This window comes from Sphaerotilus microaerophilus, assembly GCF_023734135.1.
Classification (GTDB): domain Bacteria; phylum Pseudomonadota; class Gammaproteobacteria; order Burkholderiales; family Burkholderiaceae_C; genus Sphaerotilus; species Sphaerotilus microaerophilus.
This window is the reverse complement of record NZ_AP025730.1, coordinates 900,584-919,694: the sequence shown is the minus strand read 5'-3', so window position 1 is coordinate 919,694 and position 19,111 is coordinate 900,584. Positions and strand designations below refer to the sequence as shown.

20 protein-coding genes are annotated in these 19,111 nt (G+C 68.9%); 7 read left to right on the top strand and 13 right to left on the bottom strand.

Features of this window, described 5'->3' with window-relative positions; all coding sequences use genetic code 11:
* Positions 1-50: 50 nt before the first annotated feature.
* On the top strand, positions 51-1,820 hold the full coding sequence (locus tag NGK70_RS03995) for a long-chain-fatty-acid--CoA ligase (protein WP_251972083.1): 1,770 nt from the start codon (positions 51-53) through the stop codon (positions 1,818-1,820).
* Positions 1,821-1,907: 87 nt separating this feature from the next.
* On the opposite strand, the gene NGK70_RS03990 is transcribed toward NGK70_RS03995, so the two are convergent.
* The gene (locus NGK70_RS03990; RefSeq protein WP_251972082.1) at positions 1,908-3,086 is read right to left on the bottom strand and encodes an acyl-CoA dehydrogenase family protein; all 1,179 of its coding nucleotides are present in this window, start codon (positions 3,084-3,086) and stop codon (positions 1,908-1,910) included.
* A 179-nt stretch (positions 3,087-3,265) separates the two neighbouring features.
* On the opposite strand from NGK70_RS03990, the gene NGK70_RS03985 reads away from it, so the two are divergent.
* Positions 3,266-4,498 (top strand): cation:proton antiporter, encoded by a 1,233-nt coding sequence (locus NGK70_RS03985; protein WP_251972081.1) that lies wholly within the window; start codon positions 3,266-3,268, stop codon positions 4,496-4,498.
* Positions 4,499-4,567: 69 nt separating this feature from the next.
* Here NGK70_RS03985 and NGK70_RS03980 read toward each other — a convergent pair whose 3' ends face one another.
* From NGK70_RS03980 to NGK70_RS03965, 4 genes are all read right to left on the bottom strand, one after another.
* Positions 4,568-5,596, bottom strand: coding sequence for an amidohydrolase family protein (locus tag NGK70_RS03980; RefSeq protein WP_251972080.1), 1,029 nt, complete (start codon positions 5,594-5,596; stop codon positions 4,568-4,570).
* A 51-nt stretch (positions 5,597-5,647) separates the two neighbouring features.
* A complete protein-coding gene (locus NGK70_RS03975; protein ID WP_251972079.1) occupies positions 5,648-6,340 on the bottom strand; it encodes a substrate-binding domain-containing protein in 693 nt (230 codons plus the stop codon).
* A gap of 94 nt (positions 6,341-6,434) precedes the next feature.
* A complete protein-coding gene (locus NGK70_RS03970; protein ID WP_251972078.1) occupies positions 6,435-7,388 on the bottom strand; it encodes a LysR family transcriptional regulator in 954 nt (317 codons plus the stop codon).
* An 82-nt stretch (positions 7,389-7,470) separates the two neighbouring features.
* Positions 7,471-7,713 carry a hypothetical protein gene (locus tag NGK70_RS03965; protein WP_251972077.1) on the bottom strand — a complete coding sequence of 81 codons (243 nt, stop codon included), beginning with the start codon at positions 7,711-7,713 and terminating at the stop codon, positions 7,471-7,473.
* 226 nt (positions 7,714-7,939) lie between these two features.
* Here NGK70_RS03965 and NGK70_RS03960 point away from each other — a divergent pair, with 226 nt between their 5' ends.
* On the top strand, positions 7,940-8,425 hold the full coding sequence (locus NGK70_RS03960; protein WP_251972076.1) for a universal stress protein: 486 nt from the start codon (positions 7,940-7,942) through the stop codon (positions 8,423-8,425).
* Between the two features lie 52 nt (positions 8,426-8,477).
* Here NGK70_RS03960 and NGK70_RS03955 read toward each other — a convergent pair whose 3' ends face one another.
* The gene (locus NGK70_RS03955) at positions 8,478-9,068 is read right to left on the bottom strand and encodes a 1-acyl-sn-glycerol-3-phosphate acyltransferase (RefSeq protein WP_251972075.1); all 591 of its coding nucleotides are present in this window, start codon (positions 9,066-9,068) and stop codon (positions 8,478-8,480) included.
* 28 nt (positions 9,069-9,096) lie between these two features.
* Here NGK70_RS03955 and NGK70_RS03950 point away from each other — a divergent pair, with 28 nt between their 5' ends.
* The 4 genes from NGK70_RS03950 (at position 9,097) to NGK70_RS03935 (ending at position 12,699) form a co-directional block, all read left to right on the top strand.
* A complete protein-coding gene (locus NGK70_RS03950; RefSeq protein ID WP_251972074.1) occupies positions 9,097-9,435 on the top strand; it encodes a 2Fe-2S iron-sulfur cluster-binding protein in 339 nt (112 codons plus the stop codon).
* 94 nt (positions 9,436-9,529) lie between these two features.
* On the top strand, positions 9,530-10,201 hold the full coding sequence (locus tag NGK70_RS03945; protein WP_251972073.1) for a response regulator: 672 nt from the start codon (positions 9,530-9,532) through the stop codon (positions 10,199-10,201).
* Between the two features lie 40 nt (positions 10,202-10,241).
* Positions 10,242-11,738: an ATP-binding protein gene (locus NGK70_RS03940; protein WP_251972072.1), complete on the top strand. Its 1,497-nt coding sequence runs from the start codon at positions 10,242-10,244 to the stop codon at positions 11,736-11,738.
* Positions 11,739-11,907: 169 nt separating this feature from the next.
* Positions 11,908-12,699 (top strand): hypothetical protein, encoded by a 792-nt coding sequence (locus NGK70_RS03935; protein ID WP_251972071.1) that lies wholly within the window; start codon positions 11,908-11,910, stop codon positions 12,697-12,699.
* 91 nt (positions 12,700-12,790) lie between these two features.
* Here NGK70_RS03935 and NGK70_RS03930 read toward each other — a convergent pair whose 3' ends face one another.
* The 7 genes from NGK70_RS03930 to NGK70_RS03900 all read right to left on the bottom strand — a co-directional run bounded on the left by NGK70_RS03930 (position 12,791) and on the right by NGK70_RS03900 (position 19,074).
* Positions 12,791-14,116, bottom strand: coding sequence for an FAD-dependent oxidoreductase (locus NGK70_RS03930; protein WP_251972070.1), 1,326 nt, complete (start codon positions 14,114-14,116; stop codon positions 12,791-12,793).
* 14 nt (positions 14,117-14,130) lie between these two features.
* Complete coding sequence (locus NGK70_RS03925; RefSeq protein ID WP_251972069.1) at positions 14,131-14,445, bottom strand: c-type cytochrome; 315 nt, start codon at positions 14,443-14,445, stop codon at positions 14,131-14,133.
* A gap of 215 nt (positions 14,446-14,660) precedes the next feature.
* Positions 14,661-16,370, bottom strand: coding sequence for a tannase/feruloyl esterase family alpha/beta hydrolase (locus NGK70_RS03920; protein WP_251972068.1), 1,710 nt, complete (start codon positions 16,368-16,370; stop codon positions 14,661-14,663).
* Between the two features lie 11 nt (positions 16,371-16,381).
* Entirely contained in the window at positions 16,382-17,077 is a 696-nt protein-coding gene (locus NGK70_RS03915; protein WP_251972067.1) for a TetR/AcrR family transcriptional regulator, read from the bottom strand.
* Between the two features lie 96 nt (positions 17,078-17,173).
* Positions 17,174-17,704 (bottom strand): cytochrome b/b6 domain-containing protein, encoded by a 531-nt coding sequence (locus NGK70_RS03910; RefSeq protein WP_251972066.1) that lies wholly within the window; start codon positions 17,702-17,704, stop codon positions 17,174-17,176.
* A gap of 40 nt (positions 17,705-17,744) precedes the next feature.
* A complete protein-coding gene (locus NGK70_RS03905) occupies positions 17,745-18,002 on the bottom strand; it encodes a PepSY domain-containing protein (protein ID WP_251972065.1) in 258 nt (85 codons plus the stop codon).
* 190 nt (positions 18,003-18,192) lie between these two features.
* Positions 18,193-19,074: a pirin family protein gene (locus NGK70_RS03900; protein WP_251972064.1), complete on the bottom strand. Its 882-nt coding sequence runs from the start codon at positions 19,072-19,074 to the stop codon at positions 18,193-18,195.
* Positions 19,075-19,111: the final 37 nt, after the last annotated feature.

The window sequence follows — 19,111 nt, the reverse complement described above, 5'->3', positions numbered from 1 at the left end:
GCATCGGGTGTCGATAATGTCAATCTCATTGACTTTATCCGTCGCGCGCCATGACCGTCTTCCGGAATGCCCCGCCGCCCGAGGCCCCGCACCACGCCCACTGGCCCGCTGGCGTGCCGCGCGCGCTGGACGTGCCCGACGAGTCGCTCTGGCTCGGGCTGGCGCGCCGCGCCGAGACGCAGCCCGACGAGGTGGGGCTCGATTTCCTCGGCCGCCGCACCACCTGGGCCGAGCTGGCCGAGCAGGCCGAGGCACTGGCCGGCGCCCTCCAGGCCATGGGCGTGGGCACCGGCGACCGCGTGCTGCTGTTCATGCAGAACTGCCCGCCCTTCGTCATCGCCTTCCACGCCATCCTGCGGGCCAACGCCGTGGTGGTGCCGGTCAACCCGATGAACCGGGCCGACGAGCTGGGCCACTACATCACCGACTCCGGCGCGCGTTGGGCGATTGCCTCCGGCGACATCGTCGGCGAGCTGGTCCGGGCGAACGACGAGGTGGCGCCCGAGCAGGCCCTGCAGCACCTCATCACCTTCGACTTCACCGACGTGCTCAGCGCCGATGCTGCCCAGCGCGCCACCACCTGGCCGGCCTACTGGCGCGGCTGGCTACTCGAGCGCCGCACCCGGCCGCAGCCGAAGCAGGGTACGAGGCTGGAACTGCATGAGTGGACCGAGGTGCTGGCGCGCGGCCAGCGCCCCGGCGAGCTGCTCACCCACGGCCGCGACCTGGCCATCCTGCCCTACACCAGCGGCACCACCGGCGCGGCCAAGGGCTGCATGCACAGCCACGCCTCGTTGCTGCACAACGCCCTGTCCAGCCGCTGGTGGCACGACCTGCGCGAGGGCGACGTGATGCTGATCGTCGTGCCGATGTTCCACATCACCGGCATGGTGATGGCGATGCTGGCGTCGATCCGCCACGGCGCCTCGATCGTGCTGCTGCCGCGCTGGGACCGCGACGTGGCCGCTGCAGCGATCTCGCAGCAGCGCGTGACCCACTGGCCGAACATCCCCACGATGGTGATCGACCTGCTCGGCGCCCCGGACCTGGCCCGCTACGACCTCTCCAGCCTGCGCTACATCGGCGGCGGGGGTGCCGCGATGCCCGAGGCCGTGGCCACCCGGCTGAAGCAGGAGTTCGGCCTGGAGTACCTCGAAGGCTACGGCCTGACCGAGACCGCCGCGCCGACCCACAACAACCCGCGCGGCGGTGCGCGCCGCCAATGCCTGGGCATCCCCTACATCAGCACCCGTGCCGAGGTGGTCGACCCCGACACCCTGCAGCCCCTGCCGGCAGGCGAGGTCGGCGAGATCGTCGTCAGCGGCCCGCAGCTCTTTGCCGGCTACTGGCAGCAGCCCCAGGCCACCGCATCGGCGTTCTTCGAGCGCGACGGCCTGCGCTGGTTCCGCACCGGCGACCTGGGCCGGGTGGATGCCGACGGCTACTTCACCATGGCCGACCGCCTCAAGCGCATGATCAACGCCAGCGGCTTCAAGGTCTGGCCGGCCGAGGTGGAGGCGCTGCTGCACAAACATCCGGCGGTGCAGGAGGTCTGCATCATCGCCACCCGCGACCCCTACCGCGGCGAGAGCGTCAAGGCCTGCATCATCCTGCGCACGGATGCCAACGGGGCGCCCGTGGCCGTGACGCCCGAGGAGGTCATCGCCTGGTGCCGCGAGCACATGGCCGTCTACAAGGTGCCGCGCCAGGTGGAGTTCGTCACCACCCTGCCCCGCAGCGCCACCGGCAAGCTGATGTGGCGCACGCTGCAGGCGGAGCAGGACGCGCGGGATTCGCAGGGCACGGTGGCCAAGGCCTGACGGCGGATGACCCCGGCGGCCGGGGCTCCGCGCCCGTGACTTCCGCGGAGAGCGGAGCGCCCGCAGGCGCCCACGCGCTGTGCGTCGTCAGCGCGCGGCCCGCTCGTCGAGCCCCAGCCCGCGGCCGATGATCTCCTTCATGATCTCGTTGGTGCCGGCGAAGATGCGCGACACCCGGGCGTCGGTGTACATGCGGCTGATGCGGTACTCGTCCATGTAGCCCGCGCCGCCGTGCAGCTGCAGGCAGGCGTCGATGACGCGGCCTTCCAGGTCGGTGGCGAGCAGCTTGGCCTTGGCGCCGGTGTCGGCGTCCAGCTTCCGGTCGTTCGCCAGCAGCACGCACTGGTCGACGAAGCACTGCACCGCATCCAGCTCGCTGCGCAGCTGTGCCAGCACGAAGCGGCTGTTCTGGAACGCGCCGATCGGCCGGCCGAAGGCCTGGCGCTCCTTCACGAAGTCCAGCGTCAGGTCGAAGGCCGTCTGCGCGTGCGCCATCGAGGTCATCGCCAGGCTCAGCCGTTCCTTGGCCAGCAGCCGCGCCATGTGCTGGAAGCCCCGCGTCGGGTCGCCCAGCACGTTGGCCGCCGGCACGCGCACGTTCTCGAAGAAGAGCTCCGCCGTGTCCTGCGCCGGCAGGCCCATCTTCTTGAGCTTCTTGCCGCGGCTGAAGCCGGCCATGCCCGCCTCGACGATGAACAGGCCGATCGTGTGACGTGACTCGGGCTTCGACTCGCTGGAGGTGCGCGCCGCCACCACCACCACGTCGGCCTGCATGCCGTTGGAGATGTAGATCTTGGAGCCGTTGAGGATCCAGTCGTCGCCCTCCCCGTCATGGGCACGCACCGCCTTGGTCCGCATCCCGGCCAGGTCGCTGCCGGCGGCCGGCTCGGTCATCGCAATCGCCAGGATGTGCTCGCCGCTGATCGCCTTGGGCAGGAAGCGCTCGCGCTGCGCTTCGTCGCCGATCTCGGCGATGTAGGGCGCCACCACGGTGGAGTGCAGGTTGAAGTAGATGCCGATGTCGGCCTGGCGCACGCACTCCTCGACGAGGATCTGTTCGTAGCGCAGGTCGCTCATCCCGGCCCCGCCGTACTTCTCGTCCGCCCAGGTCAGCAGGTAGCCCAGCGAGCCCGCCTTCTCGAAGGCCCAGCGGTCCACGAAGCCCTGCTCGCGCCAGCGCTCCACGTGCGGCGCCAGTTCGTTCAGGAAGAAGCGCCGCGCGGCGTCGCGGAACTGCTCGTGGTCGGCGTCAAAGATGAGTCGCATGGCGGGGTCTCGCTGCGGATAGGGGTGAGTGAGCGGATGGGTTCATTAAGCACCTGGGAGTCGCTGATGCCGGGCCAACCGATGGGCTGCGACTTGATCAATGGCGGATCACAGGGCCACTGGTAGAGTCAAGATGTCCGTCACGTTCCCGATGGATGTACCGTCTTCGAGCCGAAACAATGAACATCGTCGATTTGCCCGCCATCACTCGGGAAGTGGCCCTGTTGGCGCTGATCATTGCGCTGATGGTGCTGCCCCGCATGCTGCAGCGATGGCGCCTGCCGGCGCCGCTGAGCAGCTTTGCCCTGGGGATAGCGGCAGCGCTCGCGCTGGAGAACCACACCCAGGACGCGACCCTCGCGCTTCTGGCGACCTTGGGCATCTCCTCGCTCTTTCTGTTTGCAGGCCTGGAGATCGATCTCTCTGACTTTGCGAAAGGAAAGTGGCCACTGGCGCGGCATGCGCTCTTGCGCCTGGTGACACTGGGCACGGCAGCCTATGGCCTGACCCACTACCTGGACCTGTCCTGGCAGACCTCGGTGCTGCTTGGGCTGGCCGTGCTGACACCCTCTGCGGGTTTCATCCTCGACACCCTCGCGGCGCTCGACTTGGACGACGAGGAACGCTATTGGATCCGAATGAAGGCCATCAGCGGAGAGATTCTGGCGCTGCTGGTTCTGTTCATCGTCTTGCAGTCGTCTTCGGTCAGCAACCTGGCCTGGTCGTCCGTGGCGCTGGCTGCGATGGTCGTTGCACTGCCCCTGATCCTGTTGGGCCTGGGACGCTTCGTTGTCCCCTATGCCCGAGGGTCGGAGTTTTCGCTACTGGTGATGGTGGGCGTCATCGCAGCCTTCCTGACCTACAAGCTGGGGGTCTATTACCTCGTCGGAGCCTTCCTGGCCGGATTCATTGCGCGCCTGCTGCGCGTGCGCATGCCCACCCTGGCATCGGACGGCAACCTGCATGCCATCCGGATGTTTGCCTCCTTCTTCATCCCCTTCTACTTCTTCCACAAGGGCATGGGTGTGCCCAGGGATGCGATGACCGGTGATGCTGTCTTGCTGGGCGCCGCCCTCGCGCTGATCATCGTGCCCTGTCGCGTGGGGCTGGTCTGGGCGCAGAGGCGCCTGATCCGGGGTGAATCCGCGACGGTCAGCTTGCGGGTGTCGGCTGCGTTGACGCCAACGCTCATCTTCACGCTGGTGCTGGCCAGCATCTTGAGTGAGAGGTTCGGGATCTCGGACACCCTCTATGGCGCGCTGCTCGTCTATGCCGGGCTGGCGACCATGGTGCCGTCGCTGGTAATGTCGCGCCCCGTCGATTTCGACATGCTTCCCGACACCGGCCCGGCACCGGAATGGGCCGCACAGGACCATCCTTCCCTATCAGAGACAAGCAAGGACTCCCCGTGAACTCGTGGAGCGGCGCACGTTCGTCATCGAACTCGCCCCCGTGATTCGAAGAGCGAGACCATTGATGGCTCAACGCCCCCTGGCCTTCAGCTGCGCGTCCAGGCGGCTGAACACGCGGCGGGCGTTGCCTTCGTAGACCATCAACTTCTCCTCGGCGGTGAGGAGGGTGGAGGCCTCGATGTAGCGCTTGGTGTCGTCGTAGTAGTGGCCGGTCTGCGGGTCGATGCCGCGCACGGCGCCGATCATCTCGCTGGCGAACAGCACGTTCTTGACCGGGATCACCTTGGTCAGCAGGTCGATGCCGGGCTGGTGGTAGACGCAGGTGTCGAAGTAGATGTTGTTGAGCAGGTGATCGTCGATCAAGGGCTTCTTCAGCTCCTGCGCCAGGCCGCGGAAACGCCCCCAGTGGTAGGGCACTGCGCCACCGCCGTGCGGGATCAGGAACTTCAGGGTCGGGAAGTCCTTGAACAGGTCGCCCTGCAGGCACTGCATGAAGGCGGTGGTGTCGGCGTTCAGGTAGTGCGCGCCGGTGGTGTGGAAGCAGGCGTTGCAGCTGGTGCTGACGTGGATCATCGCCGGGATGTCGTACTCGACCATCTTCTCGTAGATGGGGTACCAGCTGCGGTCGGTCAGCGGCGGGCTGGTCCAGTGGCCGCCGGAGGGGTCCGGGTTGAGGTTCAGGCCGACGTTGCCGTACTGCTCGACGCACTTGACCAGCTCGGGGATGCAGGTGGCGGGGTCCACGCCCGGGCTCTGCGGCAGCATGGCGGCCGGGACGAAGTGGTCAGGGAAGAGCTGGCTGACGCGGTAGCAGAGCTCGTTGCAGATCGCGGCCCAGGTGCTCGACACGTTGAAGTCGCCGATGTGGTGAGCCATGAAGCTGGCGCGCGGGCTGAAGATGGTCAGGTCGCTGCCGCGCTCACGCATCTTGGCCAGCTGGTTGAGCTCGATGGTCTCGCGCAACTCGTCATCGCTGATCTTCAGGTCGGCGACCTTCGGCATCACGGCCGGGTCCTGGATGCCGGCGATCTGCTGGTTGCGCCAGTTTTCCAGCGCCTTGGGCGCGGTGGTGTAGTGGCCGTGGACGTCGATGATCATGTCGGGGTCTCCTGGGGAAATTCGGTTCGGTGGAAAGGCCTGCGCTGCGACTCAGGCCGGGTCCATGCCCTGGCGCTGCTTGGCGGGGGCGGCGGCCGGCGAGGCCATGTAGGCCAGCATCGCGCGCACCGCGTCGGGCTGGGCGCTGCTGCTGCATACGCCGGCTGAAAAGGTGGTGGTGATCTGGATGGCGTCCGGCAACGCGCCCAGCAGGTCGATGCCGGGGACGTGGATCAGCTCGGAGAGCTGCTGGAAGCCCAGTTCGATGTCGCCACGCGCCACCAGCGCGCCCACCGGCACGCCGGGGGTGGCGACCACGGTGCGGTCCTTGAGCTCCTCGGCCAGGCCCCAGCGCTCGAACAGCTTGGCCAGCGCCACGCCGCTCGGGCCGGTGGAGTAGCCCACGGTGCGGGCGGCGCGCACCGCGGCCTTGACGGCCTCTTCGCTGGACAGGTCGGGGTGCGGCGCACCGGCGCGCACCGCCACCGCGACGCCGGAGCGCACCAGGTCCACCCGGCTGCCCGGCAGCACCCGGCCGGCGGCGATGAGCTTGTCGATGGCCTCGGCCGAGAGGATCACGACGTCGAAGGCCTCGCCCTCCTGCACGCGGCGCGCGGCGTCGACGCCGCCCACCGACTCGATCGCCACCGGCACGCCGGCCTGGGCGGTGTAGGCGGGGGCCAACTCGTCGAGCAGCGTGCGCGTGGCCATCGAGGAAATGCCGGTGATCGGTGTCGGCTGCATGGTGCCCAAGCCGGGTCAGGCCCGGCGCTGTGTCTGGATCGCGCGATTCTGCGCGGCGGCAGTCATGCCGTCCACGATGGGCTTCTTCTAGCTGCTATCGCGCTTTGGCATATCCAGCCACCCCGGCGGGCAGCGGTTCCTGCGGCAGGGCGGTGATCAACTCGGTGAGGATCTGCATCGCCTGGCGCAGCAGCGCGGTGGGCCGCTTGTTGGCCGAACGGGCCAGGCAGATCACGCTGGTCAGGCTGGGTTCGACCAGCGGGCGGGCCAGCAGCTCCGGGGTGCGGCCCGAGGCACCCACCGCACTGGAGGTCAGCACGGCGTGGCCGTAGCCGGCACAGACCAGGTCGATGATGGCCGGCACGCTGGACACCTCCCAGGCGATGTCCAGGCGCAGCCCGGCCAGCGTGGCCTGGGTTTCGAGCAGGGCACCGATGACGTGCTGGCGTTCGGGCACGACCAGCGAGTAGCCCGCCAGTTCACGAAAGGGCAGGGGCTCGGCGGCGGCCGGTGGCGCGCCTGCCGGCTGGGCCGGCCGGGGCGAAACGAGGCAGAGGTGCTCCTGCAGCACCGGCGTGATGGCCAGAGCCGGGTGCGGATCGGGGTTGTGCAGCAGGGCCAGGTCAACCCGACCGGAGGTGATCCACTCGGCCAGGTGCGCGGTCAGTCCCTCGACCACCGCCAGGCGGGCACGGGGCAGGCTGGAGCGGAAGCGGTCGATCAGCGGCAGGGTGAGCTGGCGCCCGAGGCTGGGTGGCAGGCCGATGGTGATGCGCCCCACCGGCTCGTCGCGGCTGGCGCCCATGTCCTCGCGCGCCTGCGCGACGTGCTGGAGGATGGCCACGCCGTGCTCGAACAGCCGCCGGCCGGGTTCGGTGAGCGCCACGCCGCGGCCATTGCGCAGCAACAGCGTCTCGTGCAGCTCGATCTCCAGGGCCCGCACCTGGCGGCTCAGCGCGGGCTGGGCGATGTCCAGCACCTGGGCCGCCCGGCTGAAGCTGCCCAGCTCGGCGACCTGGACGAAGTATTCAAGCTGCTTGAGGTTCATGGCCGACCCGGATGGGCCGGGTCAGGGCCTGCAAACGAACCGGGCATGTGCAGGAGGCGTGTCCAGTCCGTTCACAGGTTGATCAGGGCTTGGCGGCAGCGAGGATCTCGTCAAGCTCCTTGCAGGAGGGCGCGCAGACCATCTGGGTCTTGCCCAGGACCTGCTTGCCCTTGAGCATGGAGCGGGGGCGGTGCTTGCCGCACAGCAGGCAGGACATGGTGCCGCTGACAAAGGCGCCTTTCCCGCCGAAGGGCGAACCTGGGGCCTTGCTCTTGTAGCGCAGGCCGTCGTTATCGATGCGTGTCTTTTCGTCGTCTTGAGCCATGGAACCTCAACGCTCGGCCCGCAAAACGGGTCGACGTTGCCACCTGTGCAAAAGCGTTAGTGTCGCCGATCGCGGGCATCGCTGCCGTGACGGTTCCACATCGGTGCTGCGGCATCGCCGACAAATCACCTCGCAGCGCGCCATAACGGACCGCCCGGGCGCAGTACTGCGCCGGAACAAACCCGGCCCGCCGCCACGGGGTAGCATGCGCCACTGGAGGTCCACGATGAAGATCCTGCTGGCAGTCGATGGTTCGGAACTGGCGCTGCACGCCGTGCGCCATGCGCTGCAACTGGTGCGCGAGGGGCTGAAGGCGAGCTTCGTGATCGGCAACGTCCAGGAGCCGGCCACGCTCTACGAGATGGTCACCGCGCCCGATCCGCAGGTGCTGCACGATGTCCGCGCCTCGGCGGGCGCCGACTTGGTGACCTCGGCCGAAGCGCTGCTGGACGCCGCTGGCGTCGACTACGAGACGGAAGTGGCCAGTGGCGACCCCGCCCACGCGCTGGTGGAGATGGCCGAACGCAACGGCTGCGATGCCATCGTGATGGGCGCACATGGCAGCGGCGACCTGTCGGCCGCGCTGCTGGGGTCGGTCTCGCACGCGGTGCTGAAGTCCAGCCCGGTGCCGGTGACCTTCGTGCGCGAGGTGCCGGAGGACGAGCCCCCCGCGGGCGCAGCCGACGACGGCCCGGGCGACGCGGCCGCTTGAGGCCTGCAGGCGCATGGCGCGCCTGCAGAGGTAGCGCCGCCGACTGACCGGCTCAGGCCGCGTCGAACTGGTCGGCGTTGCGCCCGCGCAGTGGCGCGTAGAAGGCCTTGATCTCGGCCATGTCTCGCTCGATGTCGCCGGTGGGGTGGAACACCGGGCCCAGGCCCGCGCGCTTGTCGGCGTAGTCCATGTAGGCCAGCACGATGGGCAGCCCCGCGGAGTGGGCGATCCAGTAGAAGCCGGTCTTCCAGTGGCGGGTGCGCCCACGCGTGCCCTCGGGCGGCACGATGAGCTGGACCGGCGCATCGGCCGCGCGCAGCGCATCGGCCGATGCGGCCACCAGGTTGTTGGACTGCTCGCGCCGCACCGCGATGCCACCCAGCCAGCGCATCAGCGCCCCGAACGGCGGGCGGAAGATCTGTGCCTTGCCCATCCAGTAGGGATGCAGGCGCAGCACGAAGGCCGTCATCAGCGTGTAGGGCAGGTCCCAGTTGCTGGTGTGCGGCGCGGCGATCAGCACGCACTTGCTGGCCTGCGGCGGCAGACTGCCCTCGATGCGCCAGCCCGCCAGCTTCAGGTAGGCGATCGAGGCGGACCTCAGCAGCGTGTTGACCACCGGGGTGTCGAAGATGGTGCGGTGCATGCGAGGAGCATAGCCGGACAATCGCCGCATGCCCGACGACCGCCCTGCCGCCGCGACCCACCGCCTGCGCATCGAACCGGCCGGCTGGGAGCTGTCCGCCCCGGCCGGGCTGACCCTGCTGCAGGCCGCCCGGGCGGCTGGCATCCACCTGCCGCGGTCCTGCCAGAACGGCAGCTGCCGGGCCTGCCGCTGCCGGCTGCTCGCAGGCCGCGTCGCCTACCGCGTGGAGTGGCCGGGCCTGAGCCCGGAAGAGCGTGCCAGCGGCGAGGTCCTGCCCTGCGTGGCCGAGCCACGCAGCGATGTCACGCTCGACGTTCCCGGTGCCCATCGGGTGGGTGGGCCCGGTCAGGAGGCCTGGCCCGATTAAGGTCGACCTAAGGCGCAGCCCCGACGATGACAGACTGCCGCTGCGGCCATGGTGCCCCTCATGCGCCGTGCACACTCCCTACCCCCACACCCCCATGCGCATCCTGCTCGCCGAAGACGATCCTCAACTGGGTGACGGCCTGCGCGCCGGCCTGCGCCAACGCGGCTTCCTGGTCGACTGGGTGCGCGACGGCGAAGCGGCCGAGCGCGAGTTGCGCAGCGCGGCCTACGAGGCCGCCGTGCTGGACCTGGGCCTGCCCCGCATGGATGGCCTGGAGGTGCTGGCGTCGGTGCGGCGCGCCCGCGTGACGGTGCCCGTGCTGGTGCTGACCGCGCGCGACGGCGTGCCCGACCGCATCCGGGGCCTGGACAGCGGCGCGGACGACTACGTCGTCAAGCCGGTCGACCTGGACGAGCTGGCCGCACGCCTGCGCGCCCTGGTGCGGCGCGCCCACGGCCAGCCCCAGGAGGGCCTGAGCGTGCAGGACGTCACCCTTGACCCGGCCGCCCGCTCGGTGCAGCTGGACGGCGAGGCCGTGACGCTGTCGGCACGGGAGTTCGATGTGCTGCATGCACTGATGCTCAACGTCGGGCGCGTGCTTTCACGAGAACAGATCGAACAGCATGTCTACAGCTGGGGCCAGGAAGTGGAGAGCAACGCCATTGAGGTGCACATCCACCACCTGCGCCGCAAGCTCGGCAGCAGCTTCATCCAGACGGTGCGCGGCGTGGGTTACCTGGTGCCGCGCGAGCGCCCGTCACGCTGAGGCCATTGGCACTCGACAACCCCGGCACCAGGCACCCGGCATGCGGCCCCTCTCTCAAACCTTCGCCCAGAGTTTCTCCCTGACGCTCCTGCAGCCCCGCTCACTGCAGGCTCGCCTGCTCATCCTGGTGGTGAGCGTGATGGCCGGCGTCTGGCTGGCCACCTCGCTGCTCACCTGGTTCGACGCAAGGCACGAGATCGACGAGCTGCTCGACGGCCACCTCGCACAGGCCGCCTCCCTGCTGGTGGTGCAGCAGGGGCACGAATCAGCCCCGCCCTCGACGGCCAGTGCCCTCCACCCCGACGGCCGCTACCCCGACGCGCCGCTGCTGCACCGCTACTCGCCGCGGGTGGCCTACCAGGTGTTTCGCGGCGGGAAGCTGATCACCCGCTCGGCCAACGCGCCGCACAGCCCGATGATCGACCTGGGCGAGCACTTTGACAGCGGCTTTCGCACCGTGACGCTGGACAGCCCCTCCGGTCGCGCGCCGGGCGCGCCGTTGGTGGCCACACGCTGGCGGGTTTTCGCCACCCGGGATGCCGACACGGGCGTGCAGGTCTACATCGGCGAGCGCAGCGATTCACGCAGCGAGATCCTGCGTGCGGTGCTGCGCAGCACGCTGTGGCCGATGCTGCTGTCACTGCCGCTGCTGGCCCTGGCCGCCTGGTGGGCGATCTACCGGGGCGTCGCCCCGCTGCGCCGGCTCGGCCGGCAGCTGGCACGGCGCCAGCCCCAGGCACTTCACCCGGTGGTGATCAGCAATGCGCCGGCCGAGATGCGGCCGATGTTGGACGCACTGAACCAGCTGTTCGGGCGCATCGCGCAACTGATGGAGGCCGAGCGCCGCTTCACCGCCGACGCCGCCCACGAGCTGCGCACGCCGATCGCGGCGATCCGCACCCAGGCCCAGGTGGCGCTGGGCGAGCCCGATGCCGCCGAGCGCCGGCATGCCCTGCTGGCCACGCTGGAGGGCTGCGACCGCGCCACGCGGCTGGTGGAGCAGCTGCTCACCCTGTCCCGGCTGGAGGCCGGCGCCGACACCGGGCTGGAGACGATCGATCTGCACGCCCTCGCCCGCCGCGTGGTGGCCGACCTGGCCCCGCAGGCGCTGGACAAGGGCCAGGAGCTGGAACTTGAACGCGATCAGGAGCCCGGGGTGGCACCGGGTGCCGAGGGCCCGGCCACGGTGCGCGGCAACGCCACGCTGCTGGCGGTGCTGCTGCGCAATCTGGTGGACAACGCCATCCGCTACAGCCCCGTTGGGGCTGCCGTCCAGATCCGCCTGACGGTTCGGGACGGCGAAGTCACGTTGCGGGTCGAGGACAGTGGCCCCGGCCTGGCCGCAGCAGACCTGGATCGCCTGGGCGAGCGATTTTTCCGCGTCCTCGGCAGCGGCCAGCCCGGCAGCGGCCTGGGTTGGTCGATCGCCAGGCGCGTGGCGGCCGTGCACCAGTTCTCGCTCGAGACGGGCCGGTCACCGCGCTTGGGGGGGCTGATGGTGTCACTGCGGTGTCCATCGGTAACGGCACCGGAATGACGCCCAGGTGTTGCCTACAATGAAAAAAACGATCCGGATGCAGGCGGTACGCGCGTTGGGTCGAATCAGACAGCCCCTTTGTCTTTGCTGACTTTTACCTGTCGTTCAGGTTGGAACAGGGGTTGACGCGCTACTATTTGACATGGGCTTTTTTCCCATTCATGACGTCATGCATCCGCACCGCGAGTACGCCGGCGTGTCCAGTCTGATCCGTCCGCCGGGCGCCAAGGCAGGCCACGGGTCGATCAATGGGCCAGCGCCAACGCCTGCGCCGCGCCCTCCGGCGGCGGCCCCTGCGCAGGCACTGCACGTGCTGCGTCGTGACGGGCTGTGGCCAACCCTGTGGAAGGCCACCCGGCTGCTGAGTCGCCGCGTTCTGCGGCGCGAAGATCTGGTGTTCTTCGCCAACGACGTGGCGGATGTTCCGCACGAGCTGCCCGCGGCGCTGCGGGGCTTTCGTTTCGTCCTGGCCGATGCATCGAATATCGGCGCCTTCCGCAACGACCTCGTCACGGACTTCCGGCTGGACCCAGCCACCATCGACCAGCGCATCGCCGCCGGCAAGGAGGCCATGCTGGCCCTGCATCAGGGCCGGGTGGTGGCCATCGTGTGGCTGGCCTTCGAGACCCAGACGGTCGACGAGATCGGCATGAAGCTGCGACTCCTGCCAGGCGAATACCTCACCTTCGACGCCGTCACCCTGCATGCCTGGCGAGGCCGCGGCCTGAGCCGCGCCCTCAACCTGCTGGCGGACAACCACGTCGCCTCCAGAGGCATCGTGCAGCACCTCGCGTGGCGCTCGGCCTCCAACACGGCCGCGCTGCGCGTGGCCGACAAGCTCGGCCAGCGCCGCATTGCCAGTGCAACGGCCACCTGGGTGCTCGGCCGCATGGTGCACCGGCGCGTCGTGTCACTGAACCGGCGCGGTAGCGACACCGTCTCCTGCCTGATGGGGCTGTAACGCCCGCATGGCAGGCAGGCCACCGCCCGGGGCCAGACGGGCCTGCCATCGGAACCAAGGCGCCACAGCGACGGGGCCGGGCGCCTACGCTTCAGGCGAAGCTGTCGCCCATCAGCGCCTTGAACCAGATGCCCATGTCCTGGAAACCATCCGAGTTCCAGCCCACCGAGGCGCCGCTGCCGGCCGGGACGCCCTTCATCGCCCCGGTGACCGGGTCGTACTGGAAGAAGCTGTGCAGCCAGGAGGCCTGCGACATCGTGATGGTCGAGAAGCACGCTGAGTTGGTCACCGGCGCGGGATCCGGCGAGCCTCCGGCGAAGATCCGCGTCAGTGCGTCGGCACAGACCTTGGCCTCCTGATTGGCGATGTGGCCGGCCTTCGGCTGCGTCGTGGCACTGGCGTCGCCCAGCACGTGGACCTTCGTGGGGGCCAGGGTGCTCGAATAGTCCAGCACGTTGACCGCGGCAAAGCGCCCCTCGGTGGCGTTGGCCAAACCGGCCGCGGACACCAGCGCCCCGGCCCGTTGGCGGGGGATCAGGTTCACCACGTTGGCGCGCAGGCTGCCACCACCGGTGAAGTAGAGGGTGCGGGTCGCCGCGTCGACGTGGTCGATCTCCACATTGTTGCGGTACTCGATCACCGAGCCGTGCAGGCCCAGGAAGGCGCTGGTGAAGTTGTCCTTCTCCACCAGGATGTCTGCATTGGCGTCGAGCACGATCAGCTTGCTGCCCTTCTTCTTGACCTTCAACCAGTCGGCCAGCAGGCAGGCACGCTCGTAGGGTCCCGGCGGGCAACGGTAGGGCGCCTTGGGAATCGTCAGGACCACCGTGCCGCCCGCCGGCATCGCGGCGAGCTGCTTGGCTAGGGCTGTCGTCTGCGCGCCGGCCTTCCAGGCATGCGGCATCACCAGCGGGTCGGTCAGGCCGGTCACGCTGTCGAAGTCCACGCCGGGCGCCAGCACGATGCGATCCGCCGTGAGGACGGCGCCAGAAGCCATCGTCACCTTGGCCAGCACCGGGTCGATCGACTTGACCTCGCCGAACACGGTCTTGATGCCGTACTTGCTGACCAACGTCGAGTAGCCGTAGTTCAGGCTGGCCAGGGTGCGCTGGCCGGTCAGCACCATGCTGCTCATGATGTTGGAGGTGTAGGTCGACGAGCGGTCGACCAGCGTCACCTCCACCATGTCGCCCCACAGGCGCATGTACTTGGCGAAGGTCGCGCCGGCCATGCCCCCGCCGATCACGATCACGCGGGCCTTGGGTTTGGTCGGCGACGCCGCCAGCGCCCGCATGCTGCCGCTGCCGGCAAACTGCGCCTCGCTCTCACCCGCCGCGTCGGTGTCACCGCCGCCGCAACCCGCCAGCACCGAAGCAGCCCAGGCGCTGCCCATGCCCAGAAACAGACGTCGTTCCATCTTGTGCCCCCCGTTCATTTCTGGGTCGCCAGCCAGGCGGCCAGCGACTTCATCTGCGCGTCGGTGTAGCCCATCGCGTGCCTGGCCATCAGACCCTGGCCCTCCTTGCCCGAGGCGAAGGAGACGAGCTTTTCATAGATCTCCGCGGATGAGCGCCCGGCCAGCGTCTCGAAGCCCGGTCCCTTGCCATTGGTGCCGTGGCACTGGAAGCAGTTGGATGCGAGCAGCCGCCCCGCGGGCGTGGTTTGAGCCGCCACCCCGCCGCTGACAAGCAGCAGGCCGGCAGCCCAGAGCACCGGCTGGAGGCGCCGGGCGATGTGTTTGGACATGTTGATGTTCCCCTCGGACATGGCGAGCGCCAAAGCGGCGCCCGGCCTGCGTTGTCCTCGGTGCCGCTGAAGCCCTTCTGAAGGTACGGTCATCCGCCTCACGGCGGTTGCAACTGAATCAGTCCGCTTGCACTCTTAAGCCGCTTAAGCTGGCGAAACCACTTGGGGCACGATGGTCCTTTCCCACGCCCTTCCCGCCCTTCCAGCCGCCGCCCTCAGCGGCAGCTGAAGTTCTCAGCCACCTCAACGGAGCCGCTGCCGTTGTAGCGGGCCACCTGCGGGTAGGGGCACAGCGGCCGGGTGCGGGTGGCGGACCAGCCGGCGGGCAGGTCGGGGTTGGCCCCGCCCGGGTTGCCCGCGCCCCGCGCACTGGCGATGAGGCGATCCGGCGCCCTGCCCTGCTCCACCCAGGCCACCAGCGCGCCCAGCGCGTCGAACTGGTCGGTGGCCGGGCCGCCGCGCACGTGGCCCATGCCAGGCACGCGGAAGAAGCGGGCGAAGTCCGCCGTGCCGCGGCCGTGCTCGGCGCGCAGGCCGTCGTACCAGGCAGCGGTGTCGTCCACCGAGAACACGGCATCGGCATTGCCATGCAGCACCAGGAGCTTGCCGCCGCGCTCGCGCAGCGCGTGCAGGCGGGTGGGCTGCGGTGGCGTCATGAAGGCCATCGCGCTCTCGGTGTAGGTGGCATTGCGGGCGAAGATCTTCGGCGCATCGCGGTCCATGCTGAAGCCCAGCGCGTAGCCCAAAAGGTCCTTCAGGATGGCCGGCTCGGCCGGCGGCACGGTGAAGACGAAGCCCAGCGCCACCGGGTCGCGGTTGGTGACGGAGTACTTGAACTCCCAGTCGGCCCAATCCGGCTGGGTCAGGCCGGGGTCGTAGGGGAAGCCGGCGTACAGGCGCTGCCCGCGGCTGTCATGGGCGCCAGCAAAGACATTGGCGATCGCGGTCTTCTGCGGCGGCGTGAGGCAACTGCCGTCACGGCTGCCCACGCAGCTGGGCACGTCGCGCATCAGGTCGAAGGCCTCGCGGCAGGCCGCCACGTCCTGCACCAGGCCGTCAGCTGCGCCATCGAGCGCGTCACAACGGGCCAGGATGTGCTGCGCCACCAGGGCGCGCTCGGCGGCATGGAAGGCGCTGCCCAGGTCCTTCGGGTCGGTGGCCACCTTGGCGTACTGCTGCGCGCCAAAGAGCTGCGCCACCGCGGCCTGAGGCAGGTTGAGCCCGGGGGCGCTGGCCAGGTAGCCGTCGTACTCGCCCGGCAGCCGGGCGGCAGCCACCAGCACGTGGCGCCCCCCGTTGGAGCCGCCGCCGATGTAGGAGCGATCCGGGGCGCGCCCGTAGGCCGCCGCGATCAGCGCCTTGGCCATCGGCGTGAGCTTGGCCACCGCCTGGTAGCCGTAGTCCAGCCGCGCCTGCGGGTCCAGCCCGAACAGCGGCAGCTGCTTGACGCTGTGCCCGGCGTCCGAGCTGATCACCGCGAAGCCCTGAGCCAGCGCATGCGTGAGCGGTCCGCCGCCGCTGACTGCGCCCACCGCCGGCGGGATCAGCCCATCGAGCCCGCCGTTGCCCTGGTAGAAGAAGCGGCCGTTCCAGTCGCGCGGCAGCCGCATCTCGAAGCCGATCGCATAGGCCTGCCCGTCCACCGGGCTGAGGCGCTCATGCATGCGCCCGGTGACAAGGCAGTGCTCGCCCACCGGCTGGCCGCCAACCTGCAGCTTGCCGGGGGGCACCAGGGCCGCCGAAGCCAGCGTGGTCTGCGGATGGCGGAAATTGCCGGCCAACTCAGTGCAGCCGGCCAGCGCCGCGCCACGGGCCGGGGCCAGTTGCACCGGGGCGAGTGCAGGTGCGAACAGGCTGGCGCAGCCGCTCAGCGACAGCGCGGCGGCAGCGAGCAGCACGGCTCGGCAGGAAAAGCGGGGGTTCATGGAGAGCCTCCTCAGGCACGCACGTGGCGCACCAGCATCTCGACGATCTGCTCGCGGCGCGCGCTCAGCATCTCGGGGCAGTCGAAGTCGCGGTCGAAGATCAGCGAGAAGGTGTGCCGGTTGGCCACGTTGAACACCGACAGCGCACTGATCGACATGTGCAGGTCGATTGGATCCAGCCCGGCGCGGAACACCCCGGCGGCCACGCCGCGCTCATAGACGCGGCGCAGCCCCTCGATGGCCGGCACGTTCAGGTGGTGGATCAGCTTGCTCTGGCGCAGGTACTCGCCGCGGTGGATGTTCTCCGTCATCACTAGGCGGATGAAGTCCGGATTGGCCCACTGGTAGTCCACCGTGAAGCCCACCAGCCGGCGCAGCGCCGCCTCGGGCGCCAAGTCATCCAGGTGCAGGTCGGCCTCGATGGCGCGCATGCGCCGGTAGGCTTCCTCCAGCACGCGGATGTACAGACCTTCCTTGCTACCGAAGTAGTAGTAGATCATCCGCTTGCTGGTGCGCGTGGCCTCGGCGATCGCGTCGATGCGCGCCCCGGCCAGCCCCTTCTCGGCGAACTCGCGCGTGGCCATCTCGATGATGTCGGCCATCGTCCGCTCGGGGTCGTTGGTGCGCGGCTCGTCGCCGCCACCGGCACGGCGGCTGGTGCGCTTGCGGGCAGGGCGCTCGTCGGCAGAATGAACTGACTGGTTCATGGCGGCGAGTGTAGGACAGGCAGCCGGTTTGCCCGGCCCTTGTTTGCCCGTCCCTCCCTGCGGGTGGGCCGCATCGGGCCGCTGGCCCGGTGCGCCTCAGCCGCGGCGCTTGACGCCGGTGATCATCGCCGCCACCAGGTTGGTGCGCTCGATGCGGCCCATCACGATGGCCGCAGCGGCATGCAGCGTTGCCAGGAGGATCAGCGCGGAGGCGATCACCTCGTGCAGCTCCTGCAGCCACTCCTCGCCCCAGAAGGCGTCCAGCGTCTGCATGAAGCCGGTCACCGCGAGGGCCAGCACCAGCGCCATCAGCGCCAGCATCATCAGCGCGCCCAGCGGGTTGTGCCCCGGGTGCGTGTCCGCACGGCCGGCGCGAATCGCCTGTACATGCCGGCGCAGCCGCGCCGGGGTTGGAAAGAAATCGGCAAACCGGGCGTACCGGGAACCGATGAATCCCCAGACGATGCGCATCACCACCAGGGCACTGGCCGCATAGCCGATCCACTGATGCAACGTTTCCCCATCATCGACGAGGAAGTAGTTCACCAGCACACAGCTCACGAGGCTCCAGTGGAATACCCGGACGAAGCGGTCCCACACCCGGATGGAGTTTGAATCGTCTTGCATGGCCTGCGCTCACTGAAACCCGGTCGGGCGCAGCCGCGAATTACTTCGATTCCAGCACGGCCGCGGTGGCGGGGTCGAAATAGATTTCGACCTTCTTGCCCGCCTTGTCAAAACCGTAGATTTCGTAGCACTTGCCCTTGCTGACCTTGAAGGTCTTGATCTGGTAACCCTGGCTTTCCATCTTGGCCTTGAAATCGGATTCCTTCATCCACTTGTCTTCAGGCACGTTGCAGGCGGGGCCGGCCAGGGCGGCGTTGGCCAGCAAGGGGGCGGCGATCAGGGCGAGGAGTTTCTTCATGGTCGATTCCTTCAAAGGGCTGAAAACAAATGGCATCGAAACCAATGCCATCCACAGCCTTCATTTCAATCGAACCAGATTAATACCAGCTGAAGAATCCAGCCCCCGCCGTTTCCTTGCAAACAAATACCTTTGGCCGCCGGCCCTGCACCTCGTCTTCACGTTCGCTTCAGGTTTTCACCGGCGGATATCAACCCGTCGTTTCGCCGAGGCGGCCTTCGCGGTAATCGTTCACGGCCGCGTAGATCTCCTCCTTCGTGTTCATCACGAAGGGGCCGTACTGGACGATCGGCTCGCCGAGCGGCCGGCCGGCGATCAGCAACACTTTGGCGTCACCCGCGGCCTCGATCACCAGGCCATCGGCCTGGGCGTCGTTGGCCAGGATGGCCATGCGCTGCACCGGCACCGCCTGAGCGCCGACGGCCACCTCGCCGCGGTAGACGTAGATGAAGGCGTTGTGCCCCGCTGGCAGCGGCTGCTCGAAGCGGCTGCCCGCGCTCAGGTGCAGGTCCAGGTACAGCGGCGCGGTGGCCTCGCGGGTCACCGCACCCGCCACGCCATGGCTCTCGCCGGCGATCACCGTCACCGCCACGCCCTGCGGCGAGACGAACTGCGGCAGGTCGGCATTCTTGAAGTCGCGGTACCAGGGAGCGGCCATCTTGTCGCGCCCAGGCAGGTTCAGCCAGAGCTGGAAACCCTCCATCACGCCTTCTTCCTGCTGCGGGATCTCGGAGTGGATGACGCCGCGCCCGGCGGTCATCCACTGCACGCCGCCGTTCTCCAGCAGGCCCTCGTGGCCAGCGCTGTCGCGGTGGCGCATGCGCCCGGCAATCATGTAGGTGATCGTTTCGAAGCCGCGGTGCGGGTGGTCCGGGAAGCCGGCGATGTAGTCGTCCGGCTGATCGGAGCCGAAGGCATCGAGCATCAGGAACGGGTCGAGCCGGCGCTGCAGCGTGTTCGTGAGCACGCGGGTGAGCTTGACGCCCGCGCCATCGGAGGTCGGCTGGCCGGCGACGAGCTGCTCGACGCGACGGGGGTGGAGAACGGAAGCGGCGGTGGCGGTGGTGGTCATGGTCGGCCCTTCGGTGGGGCAGGGCACCGGCCGGTGC